Source organism: Nocardiopsis sp. NPDC057823, from assembly GCF_042797335.1.
Taxonomy (GTDB): Bacteria; Actinomycetota; Actinomycetes; order Streptosporangiales; family Streptosporangiaceae; genus Nocardiopsis; species Nocardiopsis changdeensis.
In genome coordinates this window covers 1-23,551 of sequence record NZ_JBHVLR010000001.1, presented here as the reverse complement: position 1 = coordinate 23,551, position 23,551 = coordinate 1, and the positions used below count along the sequence as shown (strand labels likewise).

Sequence of the window (23,551 nt, the reverse complement as noted above, 5' to 3'; positions counted from 1 at the left end):
TCCGTCGGCCCCGGGTCAGGGGCCGGTGAGGACGACCAGTTCCCGGGTGGCGCGGGTCATGGCCACGTACCGGTCGACCGCCCCCGCGACGCCCTCGCCGAACCCGTCCGGGTCCACGAGCACCACCAGGTCGAACTCCAGGCCCTTGGCCAGCTCCGGGGTCAGGGACCGCACCCGCGGGCGTTCCGGGAAGGCGGCCTGGAACGCCGCGTCACCGATCACGCAGGCGACGCCCTCCGGGTTCCGCGCCTCCCACTCCTCGAGCCGCGCGTCCAGTTCGGCGAGGGCCCCGTACGCCACCGGCACGCCCGAGCTGCGGATGGACGTCGGCACGTTCGCGTCCGGCAGGGCCTCGCGGATGACCGGCTCCGCGGCGGCCATGACCTCTTCCGGCGTCCGGTAGTTGATGCTCAGCGAGGCCATCTCCACCCGGTCCAGGCCGACGCGCTCCAGACGCTCCCGCCACGACTCCGTGAACCCGTGCCGGGCCTGGGCGCGGTCGCCCACGATCGTGAAGCTGCGCGAGGGGCAGCGCAGCAGCAGCATCCGCCACTGGGCGTCCGTCAGCTCCTGGGCCTCGTCCACCACGATGTGCGCGAACGGCCCGGCCAGGGCGTCCCGGTCGGCGGTCGGCAGGACGGAGTCGTCCACCAGGCTGTTCTGCATGTCCCCCAGGAGCAGCATCGTCACCACGCCCTCGCCGTCGTCGTCCGCGGCGACCAGGTCGTCGATGACGGTCGACATGCGCTCGCGCTGGGCGGCCTCCGCCGCCCGCTGGCCGCGCTGGATCCGGGACGCCCCGGGGTCTCCCAGGCGCAGCCGGGCGGCGTCCAGGAACGGCAGGTCGGACACCGTCCAGGCCTGGGCGTCCGCGCGCTGGAGCGCCCGCACCTCGTCCGCCTCCAGCCACGGGGCGCACATGCGCAGGTAGGCGGGCACGGACCACAGGTCGCCGACGATGTCGGTGTACTCCAGCAGCGGCCACGCCCGGTACAGCGCCGTCATCAGCTCCCGGTCGCGCTGGAGCACGCGGCGCAGCATCTCCGGGGAGACCCCCTCCTCGTCCCGGTCGTGCTTGTCCAGCAGGATCGCGACCAGGGCGTCGAAGATCGGCTCGCGCCCCTCGTTGTGCGGGGTGCCGGGCTCGACGGCGTCGAACGCCTCCGCCCAGTCCTGCGCGGTGAGGCGGACCTGCGCCCACGGCGTCCTGATGTCCAGGCCCTCCCCGGGCGGCCTCTCGTAGAACCGGACGGCGGGCTCGATCGCGTCCACGAGCCGCGCCGACTCCTTGAGCCGCGCCACCTCCGGGTCCTTCTCCCCGGCCACCGCGCCGCCCTCGGGGACGAGATCGGCGATGGTGCAGGTCTGCACGCCCTCCTCGCCCAGGCTGGGCAGGACGTCGCCGACGTAGGACAGGTAGGGCCGGTGCGGGCCCACCAGCAGCACGCCGCCGCGCCGGTGCCCCAGGCGCGGGTCGGAGTACAGCAGGTGGGCGGTGCGGTGCAGGGCGACGACGGTCTTGCCGGTGCCCGGGCCGCCGTCGACGACCAGGGCCCCGGCGGACCCGGCCCGGATGATGGCGTCCTGGTCGGCCTGGATGGTGCCCAGGACGTCGCGCATCCGGGACGAGCGGGTGGCGCCCAGGCTGGCGATGAACGCGGACTGGTCGTCGAGCGCGGCGTGGTGCCCCTCCAGCCCCTCCTCGGTGAACACCTCGTCCCAGTAGTCGGTGACCCGGCCGCGGGTCCAGCGGTAGCGGCGGCGGCTCTCCAGGCCCCGCGGGTCGGCGTGGGTGGCGGCGAAGAAGGGCTCGGCGGCGGGCGAGCGCCAGTCCAGCAGCAGCCGGCGGCCGTCCGGGTCGGTGAGGCCGAGGCGGCCGATGTAGACGGGCTCGGTGCCGTCGGCGGGGACGACCTTGCCCAGGCACAGGTCCAGGCCGAAGCGGCGCAGGGTGCGCAGCCGGTTGGAGAGGCGGTGGACCTCCATGTCCCGGTCCATCACCATGCGGCCCTTGCCGCCGGGCGCGAGGCGCACGGCGTCCAGGCGGGCGGACAGGTCGGCGATGGTCTCGGCCAGGCTGCGCGTGATGTCGGCGAAGTGGCGCTCGTCGTCGGCGATGAGCGCCGGATCGGCTTTGGCCGCCAGGTTCTCTGGCAGCTCGAAAAGGCTCGTGGCCTGCGGATTCACGTGGTCCCCCGGAACATGGCGTGTCGTCACGAAGGTCGATTGTGGGGCATGAGGGGGGTCTTGCCGCAAGGCCGGGGGTGCGCTATACATTGAGAGTGGAGGGAAGCGTCCTTGAGGCCCCCTCTTTTTTCATGCCCCCGGTCGGCCGTCCCGGGTCCCCCGGCGCGCCGGGTCACGGATCGGCGGAACCGGCCGGTAACCCTCCCTCCCCGCGCGATCGTGTTCCACGGAATGCCCTCGAAGTGTCAGGAGCCGGGATGGCGGGTCGTGCGGAGTCGGTCGAGTCGATGGAGCAGCTCACCGCGGGGTGGCGCGCGCTGGTGCTCGACCGCGATCCGGGGGCCGACGTGCGCGACCTGCCGGGTGTGGCGGTCCGCTGGGCCGACAGCCGGTTCGCGTTCTGGAACTGTGTGACGCTGACCGAGGTCGACGCGGACCCGGGGCTGCTCGACGAGCGGCTGGCGCGGGCGGCCGGCGTCATGCGCGCGAAGCGGCGCCCGGGGTTCCTGTGGCTCTTCGAGGACCTGCTGTCCGAGCAGGCGCGCGCCGGGCTGCGGGGCGCCGTCGAACGGGCGGGGCTGGAGTTCGCCTTCCCGGGGACCGGGATGGCCGGGGACCTGCCGTCGCTGCCCGCGCCGTCCCACCCCGAGCTGGAGTTCGTCCGGGTGGGCACCGAGGAGCACCTGCGGGCGTACGCGGACCTGAACTCGCGGGCCTACGGGTTCCCGCTGGAGGACGGCCGGGACGGGCTGCTCGGGTCGGCGCTGTGGAAGGACGGGGTGTACGCCTACCTGGGGCTGCGGGACGGTGTCCCGGTGACCTGCGCGGGGGCGGTGGAGACGGACGGGCGCCTCTTCGTGGTGCTGGTCGCCACCGCCCCGGAGTGGGAGCGCCGGGGGTACGGGGAGGCGGTGACGCGCAAGGCCCTGTACGAGGGCGCGCGGGCGACCGGGCTGGTCCGCGCCACCCTGCACGCGACGGCGGCGGGGGCGCCGATGTACCCGCGGATCGGGTTCGCGCCGAACTCCCCCCTGCACTTCTACGCCCTCAAGGGCTGATCCGGGTCCAGGAGGCCGAGGGCCCGGGCGCGGACCAGGTTGTGCCGGGCGTCGGCCAGAGCGTGGTGCTCGCCGCCGGACTGCTCGGGCAGCCGCGGGTCCCCGAGCCGGGCGGCCTCCTGCCGGAGGTCGTTCGTCCACCTCGCCGCACGCTCGGGGAACCGGACCATGGAGCCGAAGAGCTGGGCCAGCACCACGTGGTCGTAGGAGCCGTACCAGGCCCACAGCTCCACGTCGGGGGTCGCGTCGAGGAACCCGGCGACGAGGCGGGCGATCGCGGCGCGGGGGCGCACGTCGGGGTGGTCCGTGTCCAGGCGCTCGCGGGAGGCGTCCCGGGTTCCGCCGGCGGGACCGGTCAGGGGCAGGTGGGGCCAGACGTTCTCGTCGACCCAGGGGTGGGTGCGCACCAGCTCCTGTTCCATGTCGGCGTTGACCGCGTACAGCTCGCGGCCGTCCTCGGCGACCATCCCGATGGACACGAAGTGGATCGGGTGGTCCGGGCCGCGTTCGACGAACTCGGTGTCGTAGAAGACCTTCATCGGATGCCTCTCTGCTTCTCGGGCGCCTGTGCCGGGCCGCCCGCGGACGGTTCCGATTCTCCGCGGCCGGGGTCCGGTGCGGGAAGCGCGGACGGGGAACATACGGGACAGGCCCTGTCCCGCCTCCACCGACGTTCCCCGCGTTGCGGAGGTCCCCCGTGTCCCCCGGTCTGCCCGTCATCGTCGCCACCCTCGTCCTCACCGTCCTCGGCCTGTACCGGGGCCTGGTCGCCGTCCCCCGGAACCGCCGCCTCTCCCCCGATTTGGACGCGCGCGAGCTCGCCCTCCTCCGGGGCCGTTCGCGGGCCGTCGCCACGGCGGTCACCGCGCTGCTCGCCTCGGGACGCGTCGCCGTCGGGCCGTCCGCGGCCGAGGGCCCCGGGGACGCGGGACTGCGCTTCTCTGAGGCGGCCGATGCCCCCGGCCACCCGCTCGACGCCGCGGTCCTGGAGGCGCTGCGCCGTGTGCCCTCCCGCCACCTCCTCGGGCTCCTCGTCGACGACGCGGCCGTCGCCGCCGTCCTGGAGCGCATGGAGCGGAGCCTGCGGCGGCGCGGCCACCTGTGGCAGAGGTGGCAGCGCCTCCTGAAGGTCTGGCCCTGCGTGTTCGCCTTCCTCTCCGTGCCCGTGGCCGTCGCGGCGGTCATGAACCTCCCGGAGGAGGCGACCGGGAGCCTGCTGGAGGCCTCACTGGTCCTCGTCGCCGCCACCACGCTGGGCGCGGTCCTCACCGCCGGCGGCCGGTACGTCAGCCGGGCCGGGGCGGCCCGGCTGCGCCGCGCCCGCCGCGAGCACGCCGCGCTGGACCCCGGGCGCAGCTTCAGGTGGGACGTCCGCGACCCCGGCTCCGTGGTCACGGCCTGCGCCCTGTTCGGCGAGGGCGGACTGCCCCAGTGGCGGGACCTGCGCATGTACGAGACGGCCCCGGCCCCCCGGCGCAGAGGCGGCGGGGGCGGCAGCGGCGACGGGGGCGGTTTCAACTTCGCGGGCGCGCACCACGGCGACCGCGAGAGCGGCTGGGGCGGCGACGGCGGAGGGGACGGCGGGGGCGGAGGGGGTGACGGCGGGGGCGGCGGGGGCTTCTGAGCCGTCGGCGGGCGCGGCCCGCCACGGGTGCGGCGTCCGGCCTCCGCACCGGGCAGGGCCCGGACCGCTGCGGCGGTCCGGGCCCTGCGGGTCTCGGTGGTCAGGGGTCAGGAGTCGGGACCGCAGTCCGGGAGGGGGACGATGTTCACGCCGCCCGGGTGGTTCGCCGTGAACCCGAACGTGGTGCTCTCGCCCGGCTCCAACAGGCTGTTGTGCGGCAGGTTGCGCACCTCGTGGTGCGACCCGTGGTTCACGACCGTGCCGTTCCACAGGCTGGAGACGGTCTGGCCGTTGGCGAACACCCAGTCCACCATCCAGCCGTCGACGCCCTCCTCGCCGGCGGTCAGCTCGACCTCCGCCTGGAAGCCGCCGGACCACTCGTTGAGGATCCGGTACTCGGCCGTGCAGTACTCGCCCTCGGGCGGGTCCGTCGGCTCCGGCGTCGGCTCGGGCGGGTCCGTGGGCTCGGGCGGGTCGGTCGGGTCGGTCGGGTCCGGCGGGTCGGTGGGACCGGGGTCCCCGCCGCCGCTGAACACCACGTCGGAGCAGTTGTAGAACGCCTCCGGGCTGTCCGAGCGCTCCCACACCGAGTACACGACGTGGCGTCCCGACCGGTCGGGCAGGTCCACGTCCCAGTAGTACTCGGCCCCGGCCTCGCCGCCGCTGCGCAGCGGCGGGTTGACGGCCGTGTCGATGAGTTCCAGGTCGTCCCAGGTCAGCGGCTGGTTCGGGTCCCAGCCCGCCTTGGTGACGTAGGTGAAGAACGTGCCCGGGTGCGGGGCCCAGGCGTTGTGGAGGAACTCCACGGTCGTGTTGGCCTGCAACTGCGTGGCCGGCCAGTCGTCGCGGGCGGCGTTGAACGCGCTGAACTGCGGGGTCGGCCCGCACAGCTCGCCGTCGGCGACGAACTCGCGGTGCCGCCCGTCGGAGTTGCTGATCAGGTTGCCGAACCAGTTCCAGAACGGGTAGTCGCCGCCCTCGGCGAGCGCGTCCTCACAGGCCGGGTTGGTCGGGTCCAGGGCACCGCCGGAGCTTCCGCCGGTGGCGTCCTGGAAGCAGGCGTAGGTGCGGGAGGCGGGGTAGGTGAACGCGCCGTGCGCCTGGGCCGGCTCGGGCGCGACCACCACCGAGTAGCCGACGGCGAGCGCTCCGAGCGCCACCCCTGCGGTCAGCAGGTTGCGGATACGGGTCCTTTCCACTGCGGTGTTCTTCCTTTCGGGTGGGGGACCCGGCCGGGCGGGCACCCGGCCGGGGGCGGCGCGGCCGCTCAGGCCGCGGCGCACGTCGGATCGGGGACGACGGCGGGGCCGTTCCCGATGAGTCCGAAGGTGGTGGCGGCGCCCGCGGCGAGGCCGCCGTTGTAGGAGGCGTTGCGGGCGGTCACGGTGCCGCCGGAGGCGGTGAGGTCGGTGTTCCACGCCTGGGACACGCTCTGTCCGGACGGCGCGGTCCAGGTGACGGTCCAGCCGGTGAGGGCGGTGTGCGCCGTGACCTCCACCTCGGCCTGGAACCCTCCCTGCCACTCGTTGGTGATCCGGAACTCCGCCGTGCACTCGCCCTCGGGGTCCGTGGGCGGGTCGGTCGGCGGGTCCGTGGGCGGGTCGGTGGGCTCGCCGCCCCCGCCGTACACGGGCGCCTCCACCGACGTCTCGCCGATGCCGTCGGGCCCGTGGAAGATCCGCTCGCCCCAGGGGGTGATCCGCTCGGGGTCGAAGCCCTCGACCATGTCGAGGTACTCCACTCCCCCGCCGTTGCCGCTCCACGACCAGCCGATGTAGCCGAGCCCCAGCCGCCGGGTGTGCTCCATGATCGCGTCCTCGTCGGGGTCGCCGTCGCTGTGGTCGTGGCCGAACTCGCCGACGATCAGCGGCAGCCCCGCGTTCGCGAAGTGCTCCAGGTAGGAGACGACCGTGGACTCCTGCTGGTACACGCCGTACATGTGGATCGAGAAGACGGTGTTGTCGTCGGCGGCCGCCACCAGCGGCGCGTCGCGCCGCATGATGCCCTGCCAGTCCTGGCCCCAGTTGGGCGCGTCCACGACGAGGGTGTGCTCGAACCCGGCGTCGCGCAGCCGCCCGACGGCGGCGATGGTGTCGTCGGCCCAGCCCTGGTTGACGGCGTCGTTGTTGCCGTAGGGCTCGTTGCCGATGTTGACGAGGACGTGGTCCTCCTCGCCCTCCAGCACGTCCTGGACGCGCAGCCAGTAGTCGACGGCCTGGTCGAGGGTGGCGGCCCCGGACTGCTCGCCGTAGCCGGTGGTGTCGTGGACCTCGAGCATGCAGATCAGGCGGTTGGCCTTGCACAGCGAGACCACGTTGGCCACGTCGGCGGGCCCGTTCTCGGTCCAGCGCTGTCCGCTGCTCAGGACGACGCGGACGGTGTTGGCCCCCAGTTCCTTGATGTCGGCGAAGGAGCCCGTCTCCTGGAGGTACCAGGTGTGGGCGTGGCTCACGCCGCGGATCAGGAAGTCGTTCCCGGCTGCGTCGACGAGGCGCCCGTCCTCGACCCGGAAGCCGGTGTCGGCGCGGGCGGCGGACGGCGCGAGGGCGAGCAGGGCGAGGACCAGGGAGAGGGTCAGTGTCAGTGCCGTGCCCAGGGCGAGGGCGAGTGCGGCCCGGGGGCGCGCGGTCGGCGGGGACGGTCGCATGGGGTTCTCCGGGGGGTCTGGGGGCGGAGTCGGGGGGTGGGTCCCCGGGGGCCGGGTGGAGGAGGTCCGGCCCCCGGGGCGCCGGGCCCGGGGCGCCCGTGGTGGGGGGCGGGGCCCCGGGGGTCGGGGGGCCGGTCAGTCGCAGGCGGCGCCGTTGAGCTCGAACCCGCTCGGTGCGTCCACCTGTCCCTGGTGTGCGATCTGGAACCCGAACGTCACGCTGCCGCCGGGCGGCAGCGTCCGGTTCCACGACACGCCCTCGGCGGTGACCGCGCTCCCGTCCTGTGTGACGGTGGCGTTCCAGGCCGAGGTGATCTGCTGGCCGGCGGGCCGGGTCCAGGCCAGGCTCCAGCCGTCCACGGCCGCGGACCCGGTGTTGCGTACGGTCACGTCGATGACGGCGCCCTGGTTCCACCGGTTGACCACGGTGTAGGTCACCGAGCAGTCCCCGTCACCGGGGCCGGGCCCCGGCCCGGGGCCCCCGTCGCCGCCCAGGGCCTCGTGCATCGCCCAGTAGGCGGGCTTGGGCTGGTACTGGTGGTCGTAGGGCAGTGCGTCGCCCTGCCCGGGGAACACGTCCGGGATCCAGGAGTTGGCGTCGCCCACGCCCCACACGGTGACGCCGCCGCAGCCGTCCACGGCCATGCAGGCCTGGAACACGCGCGTGTAGTCGGCGGCCTGCGCCTGGAGTTGCTGCTCCGAGGCCGGGGTGTTCGTGCGGATGTCCAGTTCGGTGACGACCACTTCCAGGCCCAGGTCCGCGAACCGCTGGATGTTGGCCTGCATACTGGACGGCACCTGTCCGACGATGAGGTGCGACTGCAGGCCCACGCCGTGCAGGGGCACTCCCCGGTCGAGCAGGGAGGACGCCAGCTCGTAGAGGGCGTCGCTCTTGGCGTTGATCCCCTCGACGTTGTAGTCGTTGATGAACAGCCGCGCGTCGGGGTCGGCCGCGTGAGCCATCTCCAGGGACGTGGCGATGTAGTCCTCGCCCAGGGTCCGGTAGAACACCGTGTCCCTGAAGCTCCCGTCCTCGTTGAACGCCTCGTTGACCACGTCCCAGTGGCTGATGTCGTCGGCGTAGCGGTCGACGACCGTGGAGATGTGCTCCTCCATCACCCCCTCCAGCTCGGGGGCGCTGAACCCGCCGTCGGCCACCCAGGACGGCAGCTGGCTGTGCCAGACCAGGGTGTGGCCGTAGACGTCCTGGCCGTTGGCCCGGGCGAAGTCCACCAGGCGGTCGCCGCCGGTCCAGTTGAACTGTCCGCGGCTGGGCTGGACGGTCTCCCACTTCAGCTCGTTCTCGTGGGTGACGGAGTTGTACTGCTCTGCGGCGATCTCGGCGTAGCGGGCGTTGTCGAGCAGGTGGGCGGAGACCGCCACACCCATGCGCAGACCGTGCTGGTCGGCGAGGTCGCGCAGGGACGGGTCCTCGGCCTGGGCGGGGGACCCGGCCGACAGGGCCAGGGCCAGGGCGAACACCGGGGCGAGGAACCTCGCCGTGCGGCGCCGCGTGGTCGTCTTCATCGGTCGCTCCTCGGGGCGGCGGGAACTCTTCGGAGGGGGTCGGGGGCGGGGAGGGACCGGGGCCGGACCCGGCCCCTCCCCCGTGTGGTCCCGCGGCGGCCGCCGTCGAACGGCCGCCGCGGGGGTCGGTGGGACGGATCAGCGGGACGGGAGGGTCAGCCGAACAGCTCCCCGTGCACCGCCAGCGCGGTCGCCACGTCCACCTGCGCCCAGAAGCGGTGGTAGGTGAACTCGGGCGCCGGGCCGCCGTCCAGGTAGGCCTGGACCTCGGGCCAGTCGGGGTCGTCCTCGTAGAAGGACCGGATGGACGCGAACGTGGAGTCGGAGTCGATCACGTCGCCGTTGGGCATGGTGCCGGTCCAGCCGTCGGGGACGTACACCCCGCCGTCGGGCGAGTCGTACGGGTCGTCGAACCGCTGGTAGTCGGCCCGCACCTCGGGCACCGCCACGCCCAGGTCGTCCTGGTGGTGCAGCAGCGCCTCCAGCAGGCCCTCGGCGACCTCGCGCGCCTGCGCGTCGCCGGTGGCGGCGGCGTAGTGCATGAGGGTCTTGGCCAGCCCGGCGGCGATGCCGACGTCCTGGTTGTGGGAGACCACCTCGACCCGCAGGCCGGGGTTGCCGGTGGAGGTGCCGGTCCAGGTGTCGGGGGCGCCGCTCCACTCCATGTCGGCGGGGATGGCGAACTCGCCGTCGGCGCCGACCGTGGTGTTGGCGATGGCCCAGGGCACCCAGGCGTCGAGGATCTCCCCGGCGCGCTCGTCGCCGGTGATGCGGTGGTACTCGGCGACGCGCTCCATGTCCCAGACCTGGAACCCGAACCACCGGTTCGACGGCGGGTCGTGCCAGACGGGCTTCTCGTCGTAGAACATCCCGTAGAAGGTCGGGGTGCCCGCGGGCGGCTGCCCGTAGTCGCCCTCCCAGCTGTTGGTGGCGCCGCCGGCGATGCCGCCGTCGGCGGACTGGAGCCACTGGAGGAACTCCAGCTGCCGGTCGAGGCTGGTGCCCCAGTCGTCGGCGCCGGTGGGCGACTCGGGGGTGAGGGCGTCGACCTCGGAGAGGGCGTAGGCGGCCATGACGTTCTGGTAGCCCTGGTGGGCGGAGGAGCCGCCGATGCGCCAGGCCCAGGGGTACTGGGCGCTGCCCAGGGCGCCGCCCCAGGCGTAGTACCAGGACATCAGGTAGTGCGCGGACTCCCTGCCGCTGCCGGGGGCGCAGGCCTGGGGCCCGACGCAGTCGCCGACCTCCTTGAAGTACTTGTCGAACATGGCGTACCGCAGGTAGTCGCCCATGCGGGCGGCGTCGGCGACGCTGTCGGCGATGGCGCCCTCGTTGCCCTGCTCGCTCGCCCAGGTGTGCGCCTGGTAGGCGACCTGGACGGCGCGCGCGTCGGCGTCGGGGGCGTTGGTGTAGCGCCACTGCTCCGAGTAGTTGGAGTCGTCGGTGAACAGGTCCAGGTACCCGTTGGTGCCGCCGTGCTCGAACGTGTCGCAGGAGGGGTGCGGGACGGTCTCCCAGACGGACTCGTTGGAGCCGCGCTGGAACGTGTTGATGTAGGCGGGGGCGTCGTCGGTGCCGTCGCCGCAGAACCCGAACCCGTAGGTGTTGTCGACGTCCAGCAGCCAGTGCATGCCGTAGACCTCATCGGTCCCGTAGGTGCTGCTCAGCTCGTCGGCCAGCGGGTCCTGTCCGACCTGGACGCCCTGGTCCAGGGGCATCGGGTAGTCCGCGGGGTCGGTGGACTCGGCGATGTAGGTGGCGGGCGAGGACGGGTCGTAGGAGGCGTTGGTGGGCTGGTCGGCGGTGCCCGGGATGATGAACGCCTCCATGGACGCCCACGCGGCGTTGAAGGGCTCCCAGTCGCCGGTGACGCGGCCGTAGGTGGCCTCCAGCCACAGGTAGTAGCTGTACGCCTCGGAGGTGGTGGCGTGCCCGTGGTCGGGCGCCTCCACGATCAGGGTCTCCACGGAGTGGTACGGGACCAGCAGTCCGTCGAACTCCCGGAAGTACCCGTTGGCCGGGTCCTTGATCTTCTCGTACTGCTCGAGGAACTCGGCCTCGTAGGCGTTGGTGGCGCCGGAGCGCTCCCGCACGGTGACGGTCACGGGGTCGTAGCCCTCGGCGGCCACGGTGAACACGGCCTGGGCGGGTTCGCCCTCACCGTCCCCGGAGGAGGCCACGGTGACCTCCTGGGCCTCGCCCCAGTCGTCCGCGGTGAAGGTGAGCGCGCTCCCGGCGGTGAGGGAGAGGGTGTCGGAGCCGGAGGTGCGCTCGACGGTCACCGCCACGTCGTCCTCGGGGGCGGCGGACAGGTGGACGTCGAAGGAGGCCGTGCCGCCCGGGTCCACGGCGACGCTCGCCGGGGAGACGACGATCTCGCCGTCCTCCGGTCCGGGCTCCTCGCCGCCGTCCTCGCAGGAGGTCCCGTTGAGGGTGAACTCGGTGGGGGCGGCCCCGGAGCCGGTGCCCTGGAAGCCGAAGGAGGCGCTCTGGCCGGTGGCCAGCCCGGGCGACCAGGCGGGGGCGGTGGCGGTGACCGAGGCGCCGGACTGGGTGGCCGTGGCGTTCCAGGCGTTGGTGACCTGCTGGCTTCCGGGGAAGTCCCAGCCCAGGCTCCAGGGGGAGACCTCGGGGCCGTGGTTGGTGAGGGTGACGTCGGCGGTGAAGCCGCTGCCCCAGTCGTTGGTGACGGTGTAGTCGACCGTGCAGAGCGGGGCGGCGTGCGCGGCCGAGGCCGGCAGCAGGGCGGCCGCCAGCGAGGTGGCCGCGAGGAGGGAGAGGGGTCTGCGCCATCGGCGGCGCGTGCGGGGGGTGTGCACGTGCGTCTCCTGGGTGGATCCCCCTCACCGGGCCCGGGGGCGGGCGGGCATGGCGGAGCCACGCCACCCGCACGCGGCGGGACCGAGAGGGGGGTTCGGGTGGTGTGGGGCCGGGCGGGGATCGTTCCGGGATCCCCGCCCGGCGTCCGGTCCCCGAGAGGCGGAGGGGACCGGGTGGGGGCCGGCGGCCCGGGCGGTGCGTCCGCTCGGAAGTGCCCGGGGGCCGCCGGAGTCGGGAGGGGCGGTCACCGGCCGCGGGGCCGGTGGCCGCCTCCGGTCAGTCGAGCGGCGGGTAGGCGTTGTCCAGCAGCTCCTGGAACTGGGCGGAGAACCAGTGCCCGGAGATGGGGGCGTCGGGCAGCGCCCCGCTCATGCTGTTGCCGTTGCGCACGTTGCCCTCGTAGGTGGGGTCGCACATCCGGTCGAAGCCCTTGCCCTCGGGGTTCTCGATGAACTCGCTGGAGCCGTCGGACTCGCCCGGCGGCTTCATCCACACGTAGGCGTCGATCCCGGCCTCGGGCGCGGCCTGCGGGCGCTCGCCCAGTCCGGCCCCGGCCTGGTTGCACCAGTTGCCCGGGTTGAGGCGCCGGTCGTAGCGGCCGCCGTCCACGTAGGCGTTCACGTCGGTCTCGGGGCCCGGGCCGGTGGGCCGGTCGGGACCGCCCCAGCCGTTGCGGGAGGTGTCGATGAGCATCCCGATGTCGGACGGGAAGCCCTGGGAGACCAGCTCCTGGCGCAGCGCCTGGGCGAAGCCCAGTTCATCGACGTAGCGGTTCCAGTCGACCCAGTCGGACTGGCGGACCGGGACGCCGCCGATGGTCTGGTCGACGGAGAAGTGGTCCTCCTTCAGGGCCGAGTAGTTGGCGGTGTTGGCGATGAAGCCGTGCACGTCGTCGGGGGTGGCCCCGGCGGCGTTGGCGGCCTGGTAGAAGATCTGGGCGGAGGCTCCGAAGTTGTCGTCCCAGCCGATCCAGCCGTGGTGGCCGGCGTCCACGTAGTTGTAGACGTTGTCGATGGCGCCCAGGGTCGCCAGGGCGTAGCCGACGCCCTCGACGTAGTTGCCGTTGGCCAGCATCTCGTCGCACTCGGGGGTGGCGGTGGGCCGCGGGGTGACGTTGGTGACCAGGTTGGGCAGCGAGTCGATCTCCACCGTGGTCACGATGCGCAGCTCGGTGTCCTCGTAGTCGGCGAGGATGTCGGCGATCGGGTCGATGTACTCGTTCTTGTAGCGGTCGATCTCGTGGGGTTCGAGCTCGCCGTTGGAGGCCAGGGCGGCGCAGTCGCGGCCGGGCAGGTTGTAGATGACGACCTGGAACACCAGGGGCTCGCCGGCCGCCTGCTCCAGGGCCTCGTCCAGGTGGTCGCGCAGGCCCATGGAGCCGGTGGTGGGGCTGTCGTTGCCCTCGATGGCGCCGATGCGGTCGAGCCACACGCCGGTGGGCTCGTTCGCCACCGCCTCACCGCCGGGCTCGGCCGCGGCGTTCGCCGACCAGACGGGGTTCACGTAGACGTCGGCCCCGACGTAGGGGTTGTCCACGCGGCCGGAGGGGTCGGGGTCCGGATCCGGATCGGGGTCGGGGTCCGGGTCGGGGTCGACCGCGCCGTCGCACAGGACGCCGTTGAGCTCGAACGCGAGCGGGGCCGCGTTCGAGCCGCTGTAGTTGGCGTTGAACCCGAAGGACACCGAGCCGTCGGTGGCGATGGCGGCGTTGTACCCGGCGTCGGAGACGGAGACGTTGGCCCCGCTCTGGGTGTGGGTGCCGCCCCACAGGTTGCTGATCTGCTGGTTGCCGGGGAAGGACCACTCCAGGGTCCAGTCGTCGACCGGGTCGCCCAGGTTGGTGATCTCGACGTTCGCGGTGAAGCCCGAGCCCCAGTCATCGACCGTGTAGTCGACGGCACAGCCGGCTTCGGCGCTGGCGGGAGAGGCGGGGACGACGGCCAGAGCGGTGCCCACCACAAGGGCGGACAGGGCGGCCGGCCCTCTGCGTGCGCGCGACGGTCCGGGTGTCACGGCACTGTGGATTCTTCTCATCTTCTGCTTCTTCCTTGCGGAGGGGGGTGATCCGTAGGGAAAGGAAAGATGGTGTCGCGCGGGACGCGACGACTGCGGGGAATCCGAGGCATGGCCGTGGGAATGGCGGGGAGCGGGGCATGGCTTTTCTCCGGCGGGGCCGACCCGGTTCCGGGAGCGCTCCCATGCAATGGCGGGGATCCCGGTCGGGCGACGGAGCGGTCGGGGGCAGGCGGGCCGCTGGGGCCAGGGAGTGCGGTAGCGCTCTGTTCGGGAGCGCTCCCACGAGAGTAGCCACGCAATGGTGATATGTAAACAGCGAATGAAAAAGAGATTTCGTGCCGGATGGGACGGCAGCCCATCGCGAAACTCCAGGTGAACGGGCATTAAGCTCGCAGGTCGACACGATAATGGCGTGAACCGTGTGACTTAAGTGAACAACTGCCCGAACAATGGTGTTACCGATAGGGGTCGCGCGCCGATTGTCAAGACCCCGAAAACCCCGAAAGAAAGCGAAAGTCAGCGGCCGCGCGGGCTCCCGGGACCGTGTGCGACCGCCGCCGGGGCCCGTCCCCCACCGCCACCGCGCACGGGGGCGCCGCATGCCGGGGCGCCGCACGGGGGTACCGGAGCACGGCGTACGGGAGCGGGAGCGCGCCGCTCCCGCCCGCCGGCCGTCAGCGGCCGGTGTCGCCGAACTCCTCGCTTGCGTCGGCCAGGATGCCCAGGACCGCGATCGGGTCCGGCAGCACCACCGAGCCGCCGGAGTCGCGCGGGGTGCGGATCCAGCTCACCCGGCCCCCGCCCGGCAGCCGGGACGGGGAGCCCAGGACGAAGCTGTCCCGGCAGTGCCAGCGCAGGCCCGGCATGTCCTCGATCGCCTCGGGGACGCAGTCCAGGTGGCAGGACCACCACTCGTCCTCGTCGACCGGCGACCGCGTCGCCACGAAGAACAGGTACCGCGACCCCAGCGCCGCCACCGGGCCCGCGGGCACGCCCGCCCGGCCCATCCGCGCCAGCGCCATCACGCCGGCCTCGCGCGGTACGTCGAAGACGTCGAAGACCCGCCCCGTCGGCAGGATCACGTTGGCCTCGGGGTCGGCCGCCCACCACCGGCGGATCGTGTCGGTGTCGGTGCTGGCCTCGACACCCCAGGCCATGGTCGCCGGATGGGCCGCCGGATCCGGACAGCCCAGCCGCTCGCAGTTGCAGGCGCGGTCCTCGCCCGGTGCGGCGCCCCGCACCACGGGCCAGCCCAGTGCGGCGTAGCCCAGCGCGGCGTCGACCATGCCGTCCATCGCCGGACGCCGCTTCCGTCGGTACAACACATCGGCCATGGAGCCCTCCCCGGTGTTCTCGGTGTTCCAGGTGCGGTCCTGAACCCGGACCCGCACCCGGCGACCGCGACCGGGGTGGGCGATCCGGTCGCGCTACCGGAGCAGGCGTGCCGCCTCGGTCGCCCAGTACGTGAGCACCTGCTCGGCCCCCGCCCGCCGGTAGGAGGTGAGGGTCTCCAGGATCGCCCGCTCGCGGTCGATCCACCCGCGCTCCGCCGCCGCCTCGATCATGGCGTACTCGCCGCTGACCTGGTAGGCCGACACGGGCACCGGGGAGGCCTCGGCCACCTTGGCGATGATGTCGAGGTAGGCCAGGCCCGGTTTGACCATCACCATGTCCGCGCCCTCGGCGACGTCCAGGGCCACCTCGCGCAGCGCCTCCCGGGCGTTGGCCGGGTCCTGCTGGTACCCGGACCGGTCCCCGAACCGCGGCGCGCCCTCGGCGGCCTCCCGGAACGGGCCGTAGAACGAGGAGGCGTACTTGGCCGCGTAGGCCAGGATCGGCACCTGGGCGAACCCGGCCCGGTCCAGCCCGGCGCGGATCGCCGCGACCTGGCCGTCCATCATGCCGCTGGGGGCCACCACGGCGGCGCCCGCCTCGGCCTGGGCGGCGGCGATGGACGCGTACCGCTCCAGGGTCAGGTCGTTGTCCACGTGCCCGTCGGCCTCCAGCGGGCCGCAGTGGCCGTGCGAGGTGTACTCGCACAGGCACAGGTCGGCCATGACCACCAGGGCGTCGCCCACGTCCTTGGACAGGTCGCGCAGCGCCTCCTGGACGATGCCGTGCGGGTCGTCGGCCGCGGAGCCGCGCTCGTCCTTGTGCGCGGGGATGCCGAACAGGATGACGCCGCCGACCCCGGCCTCGGCCGCCTCGTGGGCGGCCCGGCGCAGGCTGTCGCGGGTGTGCTGGAACTGGCCCGGCATGGACGAGATCGCGACCGGCTCGTCGATCCCCTCCTTGACGAACAGCGGCAGGACCAGGTTCTCCGGCAGCACCCGCGTCTCGGCGACCAGGCGGCGCAGCGCCGGGCCCCGGCGCAGGCGGCGCGGCCGGGCGGCGGGGTAGGCCGCTTCGCGACCGGTGGTGTCCATGGGTACTCCTGAGGAAGGCTGGTTCGTGCTGGTGACGGGGTCGGCTCAGAGCTTGCGGCGGCGTCCGCGGCGCTTCTGGCTCGGCTTGAGAACGGGCTTGCCCGCCTCGATCGCCTCACGGCGCTTGGCCGCACCGTACTCCGAAAGCGCGTCCACGAGGGCCGAAACGGAGGCTTTGGGTGCCACGACGTCGACCCGCAGTCCGAACTCTATGGCGGTCTTCTCGGTCTCGGGGCCGATCACGGCGATGACGGTGGTGTTGTGCGGCTTGCCCGCGATCCCCACCAGGTTGCGCACCGTGGAGGAGGACGTGAACAGCACCGCGTCGAAACCGCCGCCCTTGATCGCCTCTCGGACGGGGGCGGGCGGGGGCGCCGCCCGGACGGTCCGGTAGGCGGTGACGTCGTCGATCTCCCAACCCAGGTCGGTGAGGCCCGCGGCCAGGGTCTCGGTGGCGATGTCGGCACGCGGCAGCAGCACCCGCTCGATGGGGTCGATCTCGGCGTCGTAGGGCGGCCACACCGACACCAGACCGGCGCTGGACTGGGCGTCGTCGGGCGGGGCGAGGTCGGGCTGGATCCCGAACTCGCGGACCGCGCGGGCGGTGGCCTCGCCGACGACGGCGACCTTGACCCCGGCGAACGCGCGCGCGTCCAGGCCGTAGGACTCCAGCCTCTCGCGGATCGCCTTGACCGCGTTGACGGAGGTGAAGGCCACCCACTGGTAGCGGCCGGTGACCAGGCCGCGGACGGCGCGCTCCATCTGCTGCGGGGTGCGCGGCGGCTCCACCGAGATGGTGGGCACCTCCTCGGGCACGGCGCCGTGGTCGCGCAGCTGCTCGGAGAGGGCGGCGGCCTGCTCCTTGGTGCGGGGCACCAGCACCCGCCAGCCGAACAGCGGGCGGCCCTCGTACCAGGACAGCTCGGCGTGGCGGCCGGCCGGGGCTCCGACGACCATCATCGCCGGGGCGGTGAGGTGGTGGCCCTTGGCGTCCTTGGCCTTGAGCTCGGCGACGAGGCGGCCCAGGGTGGAGGCCACGGTGGTCTGGCGGGTGGTGCCCCCGGCGCGGACGACGGCGACCGGCGTGGTGGCGGGCCGCCCCCCGGCGATGAGGGTCTTGCACAGCACGTCGAACCCGGGCCCCTGGAACTCGGCGGGCTCCTCCGCGGGGGCGTCGCCCCCCAGGATCAGCAGGGGCGCGTCGCTCGCGGCGGCCTCGTGCCAGTCCACCTCGGCGCCGCGGGCGCGGGCGTTGAGGATGCGCACCTCGGGGGTGCCGTGGCCCATCAGGGGGATGCCGGCGAAGGCCGGGACGGCGGTGACGGAGGAGACGCCGGGGGCGACCTCCACCTCGACGCCCGCCTCCCGGCAGGCCAGGACGAGGTCGGCGCCGCGGCAGCCGAAGAACGGGTCGCCGGAGTAGAGCCGCACCACCCGCAGGCCCTCGCGGGCGCGGGCCAGGGCGAAGGCGTCGACGTCGCCGATGTCCTCGGCCCGGGCGGTGGTGACGTCCTCGCGGCAGTGGGTGAGGAGTTCCTCGCGGAAGCCCGCCAGGTCCTCGGCGGCGGGCTCGCGCGGCGTGATGACCACGTCGGCGTCGCGCAGCAGCTCGGCGCCGCGCAGGGTCAGCAGCCCGGCCCCGCCCGGCCCGGCACCGACCAGGGCGACGTGCCCGGGCCGGACGGCTGCGCGCTCCTCCGGCGAAGGATTGGCGTTGGCGTTCACGTGACTCCTCTGTGCTGCCACTGGATGGGGTTGCCACTGGACCGTGCCGCCGCCGTTCCCGCCCGCGTCCCGGGACGCGGGCGGGAACGGCGGACGTGCCCGTCGGCGGGCTCCGGCTCAGGGTGCGGGCGGGGCGTCCCTCTCCGCGAAGGCGTCCGCGACGATGCGGTCGGCACCGTCGGCGATCATGGTGCGGGCCAGCTCGCGGCCCAGGGCGGCGGCGCCCTCCACGTCGGTGGGGCCCCCGACGGCGGCGGCGCGTTCGCCGCGCACCGACTCGGAGCCGTCGGTGGCCACCACGGCGGCGCGCAGCCGCAGCTCGCCGCTGTCGGCGTCGTAGAGGGCGTGGGCGCCCACCGGCGCCGCGCAGCCCGCTTCGAGCTCGGACAGCACGGTGCGCTCGGCGACGACCGCGAGGCGGGTGGCCGGGTGGTCCACGGCGGACAGGTAGGCGAGGTCCCCCTCGGCCCGGTCTGCGCGGCACTCCACGGCCAGGGCGCCCTGGCCGGGGGCGGGCAGCACCAGCTCGGGGTCGAAGACGTCGGTGACATCGGCCATGCGGCCCACCCGGACCAGCCCGGCGTAGGCCAGGACGACGGCGTCGAGCTCGCCGGAGGCGACCTTGCCCAGGCGGGTCTCGGCGTTGCCGCGGATCGGCACGTACTCCAGGTCGGGGCGCAGGGCGGCGAGCTGGGCGACGCGGCGCGGCGAGCCGGTGCCGATCCTGGCCCCGGCGGGCAGGTCGGCGAACTTGAGGCCGTCGCGGGCGCACAGGGCGTCGCGGGGGTCGTCGCGTTCGGGGATGGCGGCCAGGACCAGGCCGTCGGCGGGCGCGGTGGGCAGGTCCTTGAGGGAGTGGACCGCGAAGTCCACGGCGTCGGCCGCCAGTTCGTCGCGCAGGGCGTTGACGAACACGCCGGTGCCGCCGAGCTGGGTCAGGTGGGCCTTGGTGACGTCGCCGAAGCTGGTGATCAGCACCAGCTCGATCGCCCGTCCCGTCCGCTCGGTGATGGCGTCGGCGACCAGCCGGGACTGGCTGGTGGCCATGTTGCTGCGACGGGTGGCGAGCCTGGCGGGCCCGGTGGTGCCGGTCATGCCTTCTCCTGGGCGGCACGGGCCGCCGTGGTCGTGGTGTCGAGGTCGAACAGTTCACGCAGGGCCGCCTCGTAGGACTCCCCGTCGGGGGCGGCGGCCAGCTCCTTGACCCGCACGGTGGGTCTGTGCAGGAGCTTGTCGGCGACGCGGCGCATCGCGCGGGTGATCTCCTCGCGGGTGCGGTCGTCCAGGTCCTCGGGCAGCCGGCCGTGCAGGCGGTCCAGCTCGGCCTCCACCACGTCGCGGGCCTGGGCCCGCAGGGCGACGACGGTGGGGGCGACCTGGGCGGCCCGGCGGACGGTGCGGAACTCGTTGACCTCCTCGTCCACGATCCCGCGGACGAGTTCGAGGGCGCCGCCCCGGCCCGCCCCGGTGCCGCCGCCGTGGGAGGCGGCCCGGCGCAGGTCCTCGATGTCGACGAGGTGGACCCCCGGCAGGTCGCGCACGGCGTGGTCGATGTCGTGGGGCAGCGCGAGGTCGAGGAAGACCAGCGGCCGGGTGCGGCCCGCGGTGGCGGCGGCGACGGCGTCGGCGGTCAGCACCAGGCCCTGGGCGCCGGTGCAGGAGATGACCAGGTCGACCTCGGGCAGCACGGCGGCGGCGTCCGCGAAGGGGACGGAGCGGGCGGTGACGCCGTCGTAGGCCTCGGTGAGGCACTCGGCGAGGCGGTCGGCGCGCTCACGGGTGCGGTTGGCCACGACGACGGTGGCCGCGCCCTGGCGGGCGACGGTGTTGGCGGACAGGGCGCTCATGGAGCCCGCGCCCAGGATCAGGACGCGCGTCCCGGCCAGGGGCCCGGAGGTGGCGCGGGCGATGCCCGGCGCGTCGGCGGTGTCGCCCTCGGCCGCGGACATCGGGCAGCCGACCGGCGGCGTGGCGCCGAGCCGCTGGACGGTGCGGTCGGCGGTGACCTCGCCGCCGCCGGTGGGGCCGGTGCCCAGGCGGCGCAGGGCCACGGTGAGGCCGAAGCTCACCATGTCGGCCCCGGCGTGGTCCAGGTGGGTCTCGGTGTGGGCGCGCTTGCCCACGCGCAGGGCGCGCTGGCCCAGGTCGTTGAGGACGCGGCCGACGGAGCCGGTCTCCTGTCCGGCCTTGAGGGCGTCGCGGACCTGGCCGAGGATCTGGCCCTCGCCCAGGACCATGGAGTCCAGGCCGCAGGTGACGGAGAACAGGTGCTGGACCGCGCGGTCCTCGTAGTGCACGTACATGTGCTCGGACAGCTCGGCCAGGGGGACGCCGGTGTGCCAGGACAGCAGTTCGGTCACGGCGGCGACACCGCCGTGGAAGGCGTCGACGTCGGCGTAGATCTCCGTCCGGTTGCAGGTGGAGACCACCATCACCTCGTTGACGGACTCGGTGCCGAGCATCTCCTCGACGGCCTTGGCCCGCGTCTCCCCGTTCAGCGCGACGCGCTCCAGGAGCGCCACCGGCGAACTCCGGTGGCTCAACCCCACGGCCAGGACACTCATCCGCATTCTCCTATGCAGGCACTACATCAGCGTCTCTTCATGCTCCGCCAGGCCCCCCGCGCACTGCGGGCGGCCCCCCGGAAAGCGCGGCGGACGCTCGCTCACCGCCGCCGCTCATGCAGGCCTCGCGACCCGGTCCGCGGGGCGCCGCCCCGCGGTTCGTTCATGTCAGTTCCAGTCCCGCCGGCTCCGCGCCGTGGCCCTCGTCGCCGTTGCGGCGCTGCGCGTGGAAGGCGAGGATCTGGAGTTCGATGGACAAGTCGACCTTACGCACATCGACCCCGTCCGGCACATTCAGCACCACCGGCGCGAAGTTGAGGATGCTGCTCACCCCCGCCCCGACGAAGCGGGTCGCGACCGCCTGCGCGGACGCGGCCGGCGTGGTGATCACCCCTATGGAGACGCCCTTGTCGCGGACAACCGTTTCCAGGGTGTCAATATGCCCCACGTCGAGTGAGGCGACGCGCCGCCCCACCATGGCGGGGTCGGCGTCGAGCAGGGCCGCGATGCGGAATCCGCGGGTCCCGAACCCCCCGTAGTTGGCGAGGGCGCGCCCCAGGTTGCCGATGCCGACGATGGCGACGGCCCAGTCCTGGGTGAGACCAAGTTCACGCGAGATCTGGTACACGAGGTACCGGACCTCGTAGCCGACCCCGCGCGTTCCGTAGGACCCCAGGTGGGAGAGGTCCTTGCGGAGTTTGGCGGAGTTCACCCCGGCGGCCGACGCCAGGTCCTCCGACGAGACCGTGAGGGTGCCCCGGTCCTGGAGCGCCTGCAGGGTGCGCAGGTAGACGGGGAGCCGGGCGACGGTGGCCTCCGGGATTCCCCTCTCCCGGGGCCTGGGCGGACGACTTGTCACGGGCGGGTGCTCCTGAGGGCGGTCGTGCGGGCGCGGGGCCGGGGGCACGCCCCCGGAGGGCTGTCGGGTGGCCGAGGCCGTGTCCGGCCCCCGGGGCGCGACCGCCGGGCCACCTCCCGCGCGGCGGCTCCGGCCGCGCTCGGACGGCCGGCCCCCGACGGCCCGCCGCGCGGCGCCGCGGGGCCCGCCGGACGGGGCGCGGTGGGAGCGCCCCCGCCGGTCGTCCTGCGAGAGATCGCCCGGAGGGTGCCCCTGCGGCCGGCGCGAGCGCCGGACTGCCGGAGGCGGCCACCGAACACGCCCTAGGTTACGCGCTTGTGAAAGCACGCACAAAGTGGGGTCGCTTGTGACGCCGCGCTCATAAGTTCCCAGCGGCGGCCCGGCCCGCCGGTCCCGCGGACCGCCGGGCCGGGATGATCCGACGATCCCGCGCCCGGAACGGGCCCGATGGGGCGCGGTGTCGCCCCCGTCCCCCCGACGACCGTTCCGGTGGTGAAAGCGCGTGAATGGGAAACCCGTTCACACGCCGATCCCGCTTTCGCAACAGAACGATTCCGGTGCCGTTCAGCCGTTGAGCGCGGCGCGCAGACGGCCTTCGTCCACCCGCCAGAAATCATGCCGGGCGCCGTCGACGAAAGTGACCGGGATCTTGTCCCAGTACTCCTCCCGGTCGGCCTCCCCCACCTCGGTCAGGGACACCTCGGCGCGGCTCGCGCCCGTCTCGGCGGCGACCGCGCCGATCACCTTCCAGGCGTCCTCGCACAGATGGCACCCGTCCCTGCCGAGCATCACCACGCGCGCACGCCCCGCCCACTCAGGGGTTTCCGTCATGTTTCCTCCGGATTCCGCAGCCTTTTCGAGCACCTCACCCGCCCGCGAAGGGCGGTAGGACCTCGATCACAGTCCCATCCGTGACCGGAACGTCACCATGGGCCCGCCGGCCGACCGGCTTCTCGTCGACCAGGAACGAGGAAACCCCGAGAACCCGCTGAAAGCGGTCGTCGGGGTGGAGTCGGCGCGCCGCGTCGAGCGCCTCGCCGAGAGTCGCCGCAAGGACCGGCTCCTCGGCGATTCCCGCCGCTTCCTTGGCCGCGGCCCAGTACCTGATAGTGCACTTCGCCATCTGTTGATTATCCTTGGTGTTGCTCGGAGGCGACGTATTAAACAAATCTTCACCGGGGGCAATGGCGCCTTCGATCGTCCGCATAGCGCGGGATGACGGGAAGAGACGCATGAGCCATCTGCTTCTGTTGACGAACTCCAACGAACCGTCCGATCACGTGCTGCCCGCTCTCGGCCTCCTCCTGCACTCCGTGCGGGTGGCGCCTGCCGAAGCCGGCGCACTCCTGGCGTCCGGCGCCGGGACCGGCTCCAGCGCCCCGGTCGACGCCATTCTGGTCGACGCCCGTACCGACCTGGCGGCCGCCCGGAACTTCTGCCGCCTGCTGGACACCACGGGCCTGGACTGTCCGCTGCTCGTCATCCTCACCGAGGGCGGCGTCGCCGCGCTCACCCCGGACTGGCAGGTGAACGACTTCATCCTGACCGCCGCCGGTCCCGCCGAGGTGGAGGCCCGGTTGCGGCTGGCCATCGGATCCGCCGACGCGGGCACCGACGACCCCGACGAGATCCGCCGCGGCGACCTGGTCATCGACGAGGCCACCTACATCGCCCGGCTGCGCGGGCGCATCCTCGACCTCACCTTCAAGGAGTTCGAGCTGCTGAAGTTCCTGGCCCAGCACCCCGGCCGGGTGTTCACGCGGGCGCAGCTGCTCCAGGAGGTGTGGGGCTACGACTACTTCGGCGGCACCCGCACCATCGACGTCCACGTGCGGCGGCTGCGCGCCAAGCTGGGCTCGGAGTACGAGTCCCTGATCGGGACCGTCCGCAACGTCGGCTACCGCTTCGTGCCCGACCCCGTCGGCAAGGGGCAGCCGTCCGGGGCCGCCCCCTCCCCGTCCGGCGAGGGCGGCGAGGCACTGCCCTCCGCCCGCCGGGAGGCCGCCACCGGCTGACCTGACGCCCGCAGTCCGTACGGCGCGGGGCCGCCCCGACGGGGCGGGCCCGCGGCGGACGGGCGGGGCCCCGCGCACCCCCCATG

Annotated in this window: 18 protein-coding genes; 3 read left to right on the top strand and 15 right to left on the bottom strand. The window is 73.6% G+C overall.

Going from position 1 to position 23,551, the window contains the following annotated elements; genetic code table 11:
- Nucleotides 1-15 precede the first annotated feature (15 nt).
- Entirely contained in the window at nt 16-2,187 is a 2,172-nt protein-coding gene (helR, locus tag ACFVNO_RS00090) for an RNA polymerase recycling motor ATPase HelR (protein WP_378889146.1), read from the bottom strand.
- A 257-nt stretch (nt 2,188-2,444) separates the two neighbouring features.
- On the opposite strand from helR, the gene ACFVNO_RS00085 reads away from it, so the two are divergent.
- Nucleotides 2,445-3,245 carry a GNAT family N-acetyltransferase gene (locus ACFVNO_RS00085; RefSeq protein WP_220564556.1) on the top strand — a complete coding sequence of 267 codons (801 nt, stop codon included), beginning with the start codon at nt 2,445-2,447 and terminating at the stop codon, nt 3,243-3,245.
- Here ACFVNO_RS00085 and ACFVNO_RS00080 read toward each other — a convergent pair.
- On the bottom strand, nt 3,227-3,784 hold the full coding sequence (locus tag ACFVNO_RS00080; RefSeq protein ID WP_355267761.1) for a 3'-5' exoribonuclease domain-containing protein: 558 nt from the start codon (nt 3,782-3,784) through the stop codon (nt 3,227-3,229). The genes ACFVNO_RS00085 and ACFVNO_RS00080 overlap by 19 nt on opposite strands.
- A 158-nt stretch (nt 3,785-3,942) precedes the next feature.
- On the opposite strand from ACFVNO_RS00080, the gene ACFVNO_RS00075 reads away from it, so the two are divergent.
- Nucleotides 3,943-4,869, top strand: coding sequence for a TIGR04222 domain-containing membrane protein (locus ACFVNO_RS00075; protein ID WP_378887975.1), 927 nt, complete (start codon nt 3,943-3,945; stop codon nt 4,867-4,869).
- Between the two features lie 107 nt (nt 4,870-4,976).
- Here the strand turns inward: ACFVNO_RS00075 and ACFVNO_RS00070 are convergent, their stop codons facing one another.
- The 13 genes from ACFVNO_RS00070 to ACFVNO_RS00010 form a co-directional block, all read right to left on the bottom strand.
- Nucleotides 4,977-6,068, bottom strand: coding sequence for a lytic polysaccharide monooxygenase (locus tag ACFVNO_RS00070; protein ID WP_378887972.1), 1,092 nt, complete (start codon nt 6,066-6,068; stop codon nt 4,977-4,979).
- Between the two features lie 68 nt (nt 6,069-6,136).
- Complete coding sequence (locus tag ACFVNO_RS00065) at nt 6,137-7,516, bottom strand: cellulase family glycosylhydrolase (protein WP_378887969.1); 1,380 nt, start codon at nt 7,514-7,516, stop codon at nt 6,137-6,139.
- Nucleotides 7,517-7,651: 135 nt separating this feature from the next.
- Entirely contained in the window at nt 7,652-9,043 is a 1,392-nt protein-coding gene (locus ACFVNO_RS00060) for an endo-1,4-beta-xylanase (protein ID WP_355267773.1), read from the bottom strand.
- Between the two features lie 155 nt (nt 9,044-9,198).
- On the bottom strand, nt 9,199-11,859 hold the full coding sequence (locus ACFVNO_RS00055) for a glycoside hydrolase family 48 protein (RefSeq protein ID WP_355267776.1): 2,661 nt from the start codon (nt 11,857-11,859) through the stop codon (nt 9,199-9,201).
- 277 nt (nt 11,860-12,136) lie between these two features.
- A complete protein-coding gene (locus ACFVNO_RS00050; RefSeq protein ID WP_355267779.1) occupies nt 12,137-13,894 on the bottom strand; it encodes a glycoside hydrolase family 6 protein in 1,758 nt (585 codons plus the stop codon).
- Nucleotides 13,895-14,550: 656 nt separating this feature from the next.
- Nucleotides 14,551-15,210, bottom strand: coding sequence for a bifunctional DNA primase/polymerase (locus tag ACFVNO_RS00045; RefSeq protein WP_355267782.1), 660 nt, complete (start codon nt 15,208-15,210; stop codon nt 14,551-14,553).
- A 93-nt stretch (nt 15,211-15,303) separates the two neighbouring features.
- Nucleotides 15,304-16,302, bottom strand: a complete 999-nt coding sequence (hemB, locus tag ACFVNO_RS00040) for a porphobilinogen synthase (RefSeq protein ID WP_355267785.1) — start codon at nt 16,300-16,302, stop codon at nt 15,304-15,306.
- Between the two features lie 45 nt (nt 16,303-16,347).
- Entirely contained in the window at nt 16,348-18,027 is a 1,680-nt protein-coding gene (locus tag ACFVNO_RS00035) for a uroporphyrinogen-III synthase (protein WP_378887962.1), read from the bottom strand.
- Nucleotides 18,028-18,144: 117 nt separating this feature from the next.
- Nucleotides 18,145-19,122 (bottom strand): hydroxymethylbilane synthase, encoded by a 978-nt coding sequence (hemC, locus tag ACFVNO_RS00030; RefSeq protein WP_355257130.1) that lies wholly within the window; start codon nt 19,120-19,122, stop codon nt 18,145-18,147.
- Nucleotides 19,119-20,591, bottom strand: coding sequence for a glutamyl-tRNA reductase (locus ACFVNO_RS00025; protein WP_378887957.1), 1,473 nt, complete (start codon nt 20,589-20,591; stop codon nt 19,119-19,121). Before ACFVNO_RS00025 ends, hemC begins: the two co-directional genes overlap by 4 nt.
- Before the next feature lie 163 nt (nt 20,592-20,754).
- Nucleotides 20,755-21,450, bottom strand: coding sequence for a redox-sensing transcriptional repressor Rex (locus tag ACFVNO_RS00020; RefSeq protein ID WP_220564545.1), 696 nt, complete (start codon nt 21,448-21,450; stop codon nt 20,755-20,757).
- A gap of 564 nt (nt 21,451-22,014) precedes the next feature.
- Complete coding sequence (locus ACFVNO_RS00015) at nt 22,015-22,281, bottom strand: glutaredoxin family protein (RefSeq protein ID WP_220564544.1); 267 nt, start codon at nt 22,279-22,281, stop codon at nt 22,015-22,017.
- Nucleotides 22,282-22,315: 34 nt separating this feature from the next.
- The gene (locus ACFVNO_RS00010; RefSeq protein ID WP_220564543.1) at nt 22,316-22,573 is read right to left on the bottom strand and encodes a MoaD/ThiS family protein; all 258 of its coding nucleotides are present in this window, start codon (nt 22,571-22,573) and stop codon (nt 22,316-22,318) included.
- Nucleotides 22,574-22,682: 109 nt separating this feature from the next.
- On the opposite strand from ACFVNO_RS00010, the gene ACFVNO_RS00005 reads away from it, so the two are divergent.
- On the top strand, nt 22,683-23,465 hold the full coding sequence (locus tag ACFVNO_RS00005) for a response regulator transcription factor (protein ID WP_220564542.1): 783 nt from the start codon (nt 22,683-22,685) through the stop codon (nt 23,463-23,465).
- Nucleotides 23,466-23,551: the final 86 nt, after the last annotated feature.

What these genes read in the sequence shown, in the direction of transcription:
- ACFVNO_RS00050 (WP_355267779.1), bottom strand. Translation starts at nt 13,894, where the DNA reads ATGAGAAGAATCCACAGTGCCGTGACACCCGGACCGTCGCGCGCACGC.
- ACFVNO_RS00085 (WP_220564556.1), top strand. Translation starts at nt 2,445, where the DNA reads ATGGCGGGTCGTGCGGAGTCGGTCGAGTCGATGGAGCAGCTCACCGCG.
- ACFVNO_RS00045 (WP_355267782.1), bottom strand. Translation starts at nt 15,210, where the DNA reads ATGGCCGATGTGTTGTACCGACGGAAGCGGCGTCCGGCGATGGACGGC.
- ACFVNO_RS00060 (WP_355267773.1), bottom strand. Translation starts at nt 9,043, where the DNA reads ATGAAGACGACCACGCGGCGCCGCACGGCGAGGTTCCTCGCCCCGGTG.
- ACFVNO_RS00010 (WP_220564543.1), bottom strand. Translation starts at nt 22,573, where the DNA reads ATGGCGAAGTGCACTATCAGGTACTGGGCCGCGGCCAAGGAAGCGGCG.
- ACFVNO_RS00015 (WP_220564544.1), bottom strand. Translation starts at nt 22,281, where the DNA reads ATGACGGAAACCCCTGAGTGGGCGGGGCGTGCGCGCGTGGTGATGCTC.
- ACFVNO_RS00005 (WP_220564542.1), top strand. Translation starts at nt 22,683, where the DNA reads ATGAGCCATCTGCTTCTGTTGACGAACTCCAACGAACCGTCCGATCAC.
- ACFVNO_RS00025 (WP_378887957.1), bottom strand. Translation starts at nt 20,591, where the DNA reads ATGAGTGTCCTGGCCGTGGGGTTGAGCCACCGGAGTTCGCCGGTGGCG.
- ACFVNO_RS00065 (WP_378887969.1), bottom strand. Translation starts at nt 7,516, where the DNA reads ATGCGACCGTCCCCGCCGACCGCGCGCCCCCGGGCCGCACTCGCCCTC.
- ACFVNO_RS00080 (WP_355267761.1), bottom strand. Translation starts at nt 3,784, where the DNA reads ATGAAGGTCTTCTACGACACCGAGTTCGTCGAACGCGGCCCGGACCAC.
- hemC (WP_355257130.1), bottom strand. Translation starts at nt 19,122, where the DNA reads ATGACCGGCACCACCGGGCCCGCCAGGCTCGCCACCCGTCGCAGCAAC.
- hemB (WP_355267785.1), bottom strand. Translation starts at nt 16,302, where the DNA reads ATGGACACCACCGGTCGCGAAGCGGCCTACCCCGCCGCCCGGCCGCGC.